At 63.6% G+C, this 8,938-nt stretch carries 7 protein-coding genes; 3 read left to right on the top strand and 4 right to left on the bottom strand.

The window, feature by feature from the left end:
- On the bottom strand, window positions 1-1,007 hold a 1,007-nt coding region (locus X727_RS147380; RefSeq protein WP_155923584.1), incomplete at its 3' end, for a transposase.
- A gap of 388 nt (window positions 1,008-1,395) precedes the next feature.
- Here X727_RS147380 and X727_RS147385 point away from each other — a divergent pair.
- Window positions 1,396-1,749, top strand: coding sequence for a cupin domain-containing protein (locus X727_RS147385; protein ID WP_023834521.1), 354 nt, complete (start codon window positions 1,396-1,398; stop codon window positions 1,747-1,749).
- A 763-nt stretch (window positions 1,750-2,512) separates the two neighbouring features.
- Here X727_RS147385 and X727_RS147390 read toward each other — a convergent pair.
- From X727_RS147390 to X727_RS147400, 3 genes are all read right to left on the bottom strand, one after another.
- The gene (locus tag X727_RS147390; protein WP_023685454.1) at window positions 2,513-3,340 is read right to left on the bottom strand and encodes a metal ABC transporter permease; all 828 of its coding nucleotides are present in this window, start codon (window positions 3,338-3,340) and stop codon (window positions 2,513-2,515) included.
- Window positions 3,324-4,118, bottom strand: a complete 795-nt coding sequence (locus tag X727_RS147395) for an ABC transporter ATP-binding protein (RefSeq protein ID WP_023685455.1) — start codon at window positions 4,116-4,118, stop codon at window positions 3,324-3,326. The genes X727_RS147390 and X727_RS147395 overlap by 17 nt, the downstream gene beginning before the upstream one ends.
- A 1,180-nt stretch (window positions 4,119-5,298) precedes the next feature.
- Window positions 5,299-6,360 (bottom strand): maleylacetate reductase, encoded by a 1,062-nt coding sequence (locus X727_RS147400; protein WP_023834520.1) that lies wholly within the window; start codon window positions 6,358-6,360, stop codon window positions 5,299-5,301.
- A gap of 309 nt (window positions 6,361-6,669) precedes the next feature.
- On the opposite strand from X727_RS147400, the gene X727_RS147405 reads away from it, so the two are divergent.
- Complete coding sequence (locus tag X727_RS147405; RefSeq protein ID WP_023672497.1) at window positions 6,670-7,554, top strand: AraC family transcriptional regulator; 885 nt, start codon at window positions 6,670-6,672, stop codon at window positions 7,552-7,554.
- 228 nt (window positions 7,555-7,782) lie between these two features.
- Window positions 7,783-8,847: a sugar ABC transporter substrate-binding protein gene (locus X727_RS147410; protein WP_023672498.1), complete on the top strand. Its 1,065-nt coding sequence runs from the start codon at window positions 7,783-7,785 to the stop codon at window positions 8,845-8,847.
- The last annotated feature ends 91 nt before the right edge of the window (window positions 8,848-8,938 follow it).

Here is an 8,938-nt window from a genome sequence, read left to right as displayed (position 1 = left end):
CGCTTGAAGGCGAGTTCGATGCGCCAGCGCATGCGGTAGAGCTTGAGGACCGTATCGGCGGGAAACTCCTCCCGGTCAAGCGAGGTCACAAGCAGGACGAAGCCGGCCGCAATCAGCGTCTGCGGTTGAACCTTGTTGCCCTTGGCCCTGGCTTCCTTGTTGATTTTGCGCCGCGCTTCTTGTGCCGCGGCCTCGGATTTGCGCAAGGCGATCAGGCGCATCTTCACAGGCTCGCCCTTCTTGAGTGCCAGCCGGGCAGGCGTTTCGCAGACTTCCTCCCGGCAGTTCTCCAGGTGGCTGATGAGATCGAACGCCTCGCCGTTGGCGTCGAGCCATCGCGCGTTTTTCCACGACGCGCGCACAACAACATCGCCGCCTTGCGCCATCACCTTGGCGATCCGCTCGGCCTGCAGATAGGCGCGGTCACCGATACGGATCTCGCCCGGCACCACCGGCACGCGGTCGATCAACTCGGCCTCGCTCTGATCGGTGATCTCGATGAAGTCGAACTGCTCGCGCTCAAGCTCGAAGGCGCAGTGCATGCGCCAAAGACCATTGTTCTTCTTCTCATACGCACCGGCCTTGGCAACCGCTGTCGCATCGAGGATGCGGATCAGCCGGCCTTTGGCCAAACCTGCATCCTCGCGCTTCAAAAGGTGCCCAATCAACTGCTGCAGCCATGGTCCTGCATTGCGCAGCCGGCCGAGCAACGCCACGTCCGAAATGTCGGCTANGTGCATGCGCCAAAGACCATTGTTCTTCTTCTCATACGCACCGGCCTTGGCAACCGCTGTCGCATCGAGGATGCGAACCAGTCGGCCTTTGGCCAAACCTGCATCCTCGCGCTTCAAAAGGTGCCCAATCAACTGCTGCAGCCATGGTCCTGCATTGCGCAGCCGGCCGAGCAACGCCACGTCCGAAATGTCGGCTATCCCGCTCGCCGCCGCCCAGGCCACGACGCCCCGCAGGCCAACCTTGCCAAGGCAGTAAGCCAGTGTCAGGCGCAACAGGTCGCTCGCCGACCTGACGCCGCGCGGGCGCAGGAACGCCTTCGTCTCGCGGGCNCAAGCGATTCGTGTGTCATCGCAGTGTAGAATCACACCCGATTCCGCAGGGCAATACCTATCTTAGCGCCTATGCCCTTGAGGGGGAGATGGCCGGCAGGCCAGAGGGGGTCGGTTCGACCGGACTCGGCCCAATCCTGCAAGTGAAGGCAGGCGCTCCACGCGCGGCGACCCCCTCTGTCGCCTTCGGCGACATCTCCCCCTCGATGGGGGAGATTAGGTCCCCGCCTCCTTCGCCAAATCTCCGACATCCGGGGTCGGCCCTTGCGTTGCCCCCGTCACACGCATCGGCTATCCAACCGGCAGCCATGCAATTCAAACGGAGCCTCCCATGACCAACACCACCATTTTCAAATTCGGCGCTGTCGAGCATGCCGAGGGCGGCGACTTACCGGGCTGGATCGTTGTCGCGGGCCGGCCGACCATGCAGACCGCCGTGCAGCACACCACCGCCGACGGCAAGGTGCTGTCGGGCACCTGGCGGGCCTCGCCCGGCACTTATCACGCCACCTACACCGACTATGAGTTCGTGCACATGATCGCCGGCCGCATCATCATCACGCCCGATGGCGGCACGCCTGTCGAGGTCGGTGCGGGCGATGCGTTCGTGGTCGAAGCCGATTTCAAGGGCACCTGGCAGATCCTCGAGCCGGTAACCAAGCACTTCGTCGTCAAGCTTGCTTGATCGACGTAGTCAAGCTTGCTTGATCGACGTCGCCAGGGTCGCCTGATCGGCTCGTCGTCAGGCTTGCTTGATCGCGTCGTCAGGAGTGCCTGATCGGTGCCGATACACGTCGGCCGGCGCGGTTCATCGCCAGCGTCCCCCTCGCCCAGCAGGGGGAGGGGGACGTAGCGAAGCGAATATCGGTTAAGAGGGCGTCACCTCGTTCGCTTCGAACCGATGCGGATCGAAAAGCTGAGACGATGGCGTTCTGCGGAGCCTGGTCGAGATAACGCAGGCCAGGACTGCTGCCGGGTCGCCGGCGCGTCAGCCAAGAGCGAGCGGCGCACTTCGAGAGTGCATGCCGCCCGTCCGGCGCCGGGCCGTCAATGCTGTTGTTACGAAACCCCCCAGCCCCGTCTCAACCGCCACGGCCATGGCGTGACCCATGGCTTGCTATACGCATGCAGCACCGCGGTCTGTCAACGCCGCCCGCGATGGCCGCGGGGGGTCGCCTTTGCACCTCCCGGCCAGCTTCCAACCGGCCGCGCGGACGCCATTCGCCGCTACAAAATGCGCTTGAAATGGCGGTTTTCCGGGTGTTCCGGCCGCTCCGGAGCGGCCCTTTGGCGCGACAGAGGTCGCGATCTAGGCGATTGGATGAATTTGTCTTTCGCGGCTGAAACGTTTCAGGAGCCGATTTGTAAACCTGACTTTTTTTGGGTGTATTTCCCTCACGTCAGTTTTGCACTCCAGCCGGCCCGATCGACCCGCCGGAGGGCAAGCCTCAGGGGCCGGCGTCGGCGCTCTGAGTCTCTCGGACCGACGGGCGCCGGACCATGCCGCTGACGACATAGGCCGCCGCGCCCAGCGCCGTGATCCAGAAGCTCGTCGGCCAGTCGGTCAGGAAGGCGAGCGTCAGGCTGATCCAGGCGATGATCACGGCAAGCGCGATGGACGTCAGCACGCCGGCTCCGACGCCGCTGGTAAGCCTGAGCGCGGTGGCTGCAGGCGCCACCATCAGCGCGAAGACGAGCAGCACGCCGACGATCTGCACCGCCTCGGACGTGGCGACGGCGACCAGCACCATGAACAGGGTCGAGACAAGAGTGAGCGGCACGCCGCGCGCTTCGGCGAGTTCCGGCTGCAGGCTGGCGAACAGCAGCGGCCGCGCGATCAGCAAAAGCGCGACAAGGATCGCCACCGCCAGCACCGCAAGCACGATAACGGTGCGCAGGCTGATGCCCAGCACATTGCCGAACAGCACGTTGGTCGCCTGCGAGGCGAAGGCGGTGTAGAAATGCAGAAACAGCAAGCCCAAGCCGAGCGACAGCGTCAAAACGATGCCGATGGCGACGTCGCGATGCGCGCGTTCGCCGAGCAGGCCGATGCCGATGCCGGCGGCGACGGTAAACACGGTGAGGCCGAGAAACGGCGACAGCCCGATCAGGCCGGCGCCGGTGGCGCCGGGAAAGCCGACATGGGAGAGCGCATGACCGGCGAAGGTCTGGCCCCGGAGCACGAGGAAATAGCCGACCGCGCCCGAAACGATGCCGACGATGGTGCAGGCATAGAAGGCGTTGCGCATGAATTCATAGTCAAAGATCGTGGACATGCGCCCCGCTCTCCAGTTCGACATCGTCGGCCATGACGAAGATGCGGCCGGCAACCCGCACCACATTGATATGCGTGCCATAGAGTTTCGACAGCACCGGACCGCTGATGACCTCGTCGACGGAACCGATCGCCGCCTTGCGGTTGCCGAGATAGAGCACGCGGTCGACGGCGCGCAGCAGCGGGTTGATCTCGTGCGAGCAGAACAGCACGGCAATGCCGAGCCGCTCGCCGATCTGATGCACCAGGTCGATGATCGCGCGCTGATGGCCTGCATCGAGGCTGATCAGCGGCTCGTCGAGCAGCAGCAGTTGCGGATTGCCGATCAAGGATTGCGCGATCAGGATGCGCTGGCGCTCGCCTCCGGAAAGCTCGCCCAGCGGCCGCCGCGCAAGGTCGCCGGCGCCCACCTCTTCAAGAGCCTTCCACGCCGCCTCCTTCTCGGCAGCCGATGCGACGGGCCAGCCCCAGCGATGCCCGCCGGCGGCACTCAGCACGAAGTCGAGGCCGCTGACGCCGACATCGCCAAGCGCGCGCCGCGCCTGCGGCATATAGCCGATGTCGGCGTTGCCGCGCGTCGGCGATTTGCCAAGCACCGAAATGGCGCCGCCGGCCGGTTTGATCAGGCCGAGAATGGCGCGCAGCATCGTCGTCTTGCCGGCGCCATTGGCGCCGAGCAGGCCGACAAAGGCGCCTTGCGGTAGAGAAAAGGAGACGTCGGATAAAACCCGGCGTCCCCCATAGGTCAGCGTGACCTTGTCGAATTCGATTGCGTTCATTTAGTCACATTCATTCGCAGTCACATTCATTGTGTGCGGGCGGCGAGCGCCTTCTGGACCGCGTCGATCTGGCCGCCGAACCAGGTCTGGATCGTCTGGCCCGCCGGTTCCGTCTCGGTGACGCCGATGACCGTGACCTTGTTCTGCCTGGCGATGTCGAGCAGCCTTGTCGTTGCCTCGTCGGTCACCTGCGAATTGTAGAACAGGATCTTGGCCGAGCCGTCCTTCAGGCTGTTTTCGAACGCCGCCACCTGCGTGGCGCTCGGCTCCGCATCGTTCATAGATCGGAAGAGCACACGTCTGAACTCCNGCCGAAGACCGGCTCGGTAGCCGTCACCTCGGTGCCGGCATAGGTGTTCTTGACGTCGGTGATTTCCTTGTCAATGGCCTCGAGCGAGGTCTGGAATGCCTTCAGGTTCGTCTCATAATACACGGCATTGGCCGGATCGCGCTTGGCAAGGTCGGCGCTCAGCGCCTTGGCGATGGCCGGCAGCGTCGCCGGGTCGTACCACAGATGCGGGTTGTCGCCCGACTTCTTGCCGATCAGGTCGGCGGCGACGATGGTCGTGCGATCCTTGGCTGTCGAGGCCGACAGCAGCTTGTCCATCCACGGATCGTAGTCGGCGCCGTTATAGATGACGATCTTGGCGTCGGCGATGGTGCGCGCCGTCGACGGGCTGGTCTCGAACAGATGCGGATCGTCATCGGGATTGGCCAGGATGCTGGTGACGGTGACGTTGCTGCCGCCGATCTGGCGGGCAAGGTCGCCATAGAAATTCTCGGCCGCCACGATGGTCAGCTTGTCTTCGGCGCGGGCAGCCGTGCCGGTCAAAAGCGGCACCGCGACGAGCAGCGCGGCGAGAAAGGGAATGCGACGCATCCGTGGTCTCCTTGCAGTCTGAAATGTATGTCGCCGGAGAGGCGGGCTGTGTAACTGTATAACAGTAACAATATAACGTTTGCGTCGAAAATACGGCTGATGTCAATGGGCTTTTCGAGCCGCGCAGTTTTTCACGCGCACAAACCGTGAGCGGCCTGCGCCGATCAGGCGGAGCCACTCATGCGTGTCGGCTATATGCGAAAGGGCAGGCGATCGCCGGCACCGCGAGGCCGCCGCGAGCACACCGTCGTGGCGGTATCCTGATGAATTCGCGGCGGGTAAGTTCCTTGCTTGTTGCCGTCAGTTTTGCGGACGCCTTCCCTCCCACGCGTCCTGCAACAGGGCGCGGATTGCGGCGCGGTCGAAAGGCCGCGGATTCCAGTATGGGTTCCTGGTCGCGATCTCAGCGGCGCGGTCGAGATCGGCCTGCATGAGGCCGAGTTCTTTCAATGTAAGGGGCGCGCCGACCGCCTTGGCGAAATCGTGGAGACCGCCGCCCGCGCTGCCGCCAAACAAGTCGGCGACCGGCTTCAACAAGTCGGGCACCGCGACGGCGTTGAAGCCGATCGTGTGCGGCAACATCACCGCATGCGTCTCGGCATGCGGCATGTCGAAAGAGCCGCCGAGCGTATGACAGATCTTGTGATGCAGCGCCATGCCGACGGCGCCGAGCACCGTACCGCACAGCCAGGCGCCGTAAAGCGCATCGCCGCGTGCATCGATGTTTCCAGGCTCCTTGGTCAACACCGGCAGCGCCGCCGTCATGGCGTGCAATCCTTCTTTCGCCATCAGGGTGGAAATCGGATTGCGATCCTGCGCGTAAAGCGCTTCGGCCGCGTGCGCCATGGCGTTGAGTCCTGACGCGACGCTCATCGCTATCGGCAGGCCGACGGTCAGCTCTGGATCGTAGATCACCACTTCCGGCAGGATCCTTGCGTCACGCATTGTGGTTTTTTCGCCGTTCTCGGTCTGACCGAGGATCGGCGTCACCTCCGAGCCGGCATAGGTGGTCGGGATGACGATCTGCGGCAGGTCGGTGCGCCAGGCGATCGCCTTGCCGAGACCGGTGGTCGAGCCGCCGCCAAGCGCGACAACGCAGTCAGCCTTGACCTCGGTTGCCTTGGCCATTGCCGTTTGGGTTACCTCGACCGGCGTGTGCATGGCGGCGCCCGAAAAGGTGCCGGCCGCCAGCGCGCCGAGGGACTTGGCAAGCGCCTCGCCGTCGGCAGCCCGATGCGGCGTCGACAGCACCAGCGCGCGATTGCAGCCGAGTTTTTCGATCCAGGTGCCCACCTCGGACGACGCGCCATTGCCGAAGACAATATGCGCAGGGCTGCCGGAGTAGGTGAACGTCCTTGTCATGCCGATCCGCTCCCTTTGCATATTGTCACTGTGACGGAGCCGAAATCGAGCGACCAGCTCTCGCCGCCGGCGACATCGTTTGCGTCGTCACCGTCTCGCAAGCGGGGCCTGATCTCTCCCGCGTACTCGCATACGTATCGCCTTGACCACAAAAACGTCAAAAAAGTATCAGTGAGGTGGACACACCGTGGTGGCGGCTGCATGAATTGCCGCCTAAGCTTCGATCACTGCAGAGAGCGGCAAACGCGGCCTGCGGGAGATGGCACTGCAACTGGTCGCATGACCGGACCGGCGCCGGGAGGAACTGACATGAATCCGGACTTGGAAGTCGTCCAGATCAGACGCGGCGAGTCGTTCAAGGCCTGGGCCCACGGCTACCCCTTCCACACGGTGCGCTGGCACTTCCACCCCGAATACGAAATCCATCACGTCGTCGCCACCACGGGCCATTATTTCGTCGGTGACTTCATCGGCGAGTTCGAGCCCGGCAATCTCGTGCTCACCGGCCCGAACCTGCCGCACAACTGGGTCAGCGACGTGCCGGCAGGCGCCAGCGTGCCGCTGCGCGGCCGCGTCGTGCAGTTCTCGCAAGAGTTCATTGCCGACGCCACCGCCGCGTTGCCGGAACTTGCCGGTTGTGAAAACATTCTCGAGCTCAGCCGCCGCGGCGCGCTGTTCTCCACCGCTACCGCCAAGCTCGCCGCACCTGTGCTGGCCGAACTGGTCGAGGCGCAAGGCGTTCGCCGCATCGCTTTGTTCATGGAGCTCATCGACATTCTGAGCCGCGCCGCCGATGTGCGGACGCTGACCAGCGCCAGCTATCTGCCGGATCCCTCAGGCTTCATGTCGGCCGGCGTCAACAAGGCGCTTGCCTATATCAACGCCAACCTGACCGAGCCGTTCAGCGAAAGCGATCTGGCGGCGATCGCCGGCCGCAGCCCGAGCGCGTTTTCGCGCAGCTTCCGCCGCCATACCGGCATGGCGCTGGTGCAGTATGTCAACCGGCTGCGCATCAACCTTGCCTGCCAGTTGCTGATGAGCGAGGCCGACATGCCGATCACCGAGATCTGCTATGCCGCCGGCTACAACAACATCTCGAATTTCAACCGCCAGTTCCTGACCCAGAAAGGCATGTCGCCTTCGCGCTTCAGGGCCCTGCTGGCGGAAAACATCAGCGCGGAGATTGCCGCCTAACAGGGAGGACCGGGAGGAGCCTAGACGTTTACTGAGGTAAGAACGCGGGGTGCGTTGGAGGCGCCCCGTGCTGGAGATCGCTTGTCCCGAAATCCAGGGATATCAAGGGGATGCGCAGCACGGATCAAGTGCTCCGTTGTTCCTCGCAACAGCCGACTGCAGTCAAGGCCCGGCGCCATGTGGTGTCCAGGGCTTCATGAAACCATTCCTTGAAACGGAGCTATCAAAATGACCAGATTTGCCTGGAAATCGACGGGAGCCATTGCGCTCACTCTGTCTCTTCTTGGCGGCACCGCTGCCTTTGCCGCCCCGGTTACCGACGCCACGGTCGCCTTCTTGATGCCCGACCAGGCCTCGACGCGCTACGAGCAGCACGACTATCCCGGCTTCGTCGCCGAGATGAAAAAACTCTGCCCCGGCTGCAAGGTGATCTACCAGAACGCCGATGCCGACGCCTCGCGCCAGCAGCAGCAGTTCAACTCGGTAATCTCGCAGGGCGCCAAGGCGATCGTGCTTGACCCTGTCGACTCGACCGCCGCCGCCTCGCTGGTCAAGCTGGCGCAGAGCCAGGGCGTCAAGGTCATCGCCTATGATCGCCCGATCCCGACTGCACCTGCCGACTTCTACGTCTCGTTCAACAATGAAGGCATCGGCAAGGCCATTGCCGACTCGCTCGTCGAACACCTCAAGGCGCTGAAGGTCGACCCGGCCAGCGGCGGCCTGCTGCAGATCAACGGATCGCCGACCGACGCGGCCGCAGGGCTGATCAAGAAGGGCATCCATTCCAGCCTCGACAACAGCGGCTACAAGATCCTTGCCGAATACGACACGCCGGAATGGGCGCCGCCGAAGGCGCAGCAATGGGCAAGCGGCCAGATCACCCGCTTCTCCACGCAGATCGTCGGCGTCGTTGCGGCCAATGACGGCACCGGTGGTGGCGCCATCGCCGCTTTCAAGGCCGCCGGTGTCGATCCGGTGCCGCCGGTGACCGGCAACGACGCGACGATCGCCGCACTGCAGCTGATCATCGCCGGCGATCAGTACAACACCATCTCCAAGCCGAGCGAGATCGTTGCGGCGGCTGCCGCCAACGTCGCCGTCCAGCTTCTGTCGGGCGAGACGCCGAAGGCCGAAATGACCCTCTACGACACTCCTTCGCAGCTGTTCACGCCGGCGGTGGTGACGCAGGAAAACCTAAAGGCCGAGATCATCGACAAGAAGATCAACACCGCCGAAGAGCTTTGCGTCGACCGCTACGCCGAAGGTTGCAAGAAGCTCGGCATTACAAAGTGACAATGCAGGTCGCCCAAAAGTGCGCAGCGGTTTTGGGATAACGACATGCATAAAAGGATGACCTAGAATCCTGATCCTGCTTTCCGGCCGC

It is taken from the genome of Mesorhizobium sp. L103C105A0, from assembly GCF_000502215.1.
Lineage (GTDB): Bacteria > Pseudomonadota > Alphaproteobacteria > Rhizobiales > Rhizobiaceae > Mesorhizobium.
This window is presented reverse-complemented; position numbering and strand designations above follow the sequence as displayed.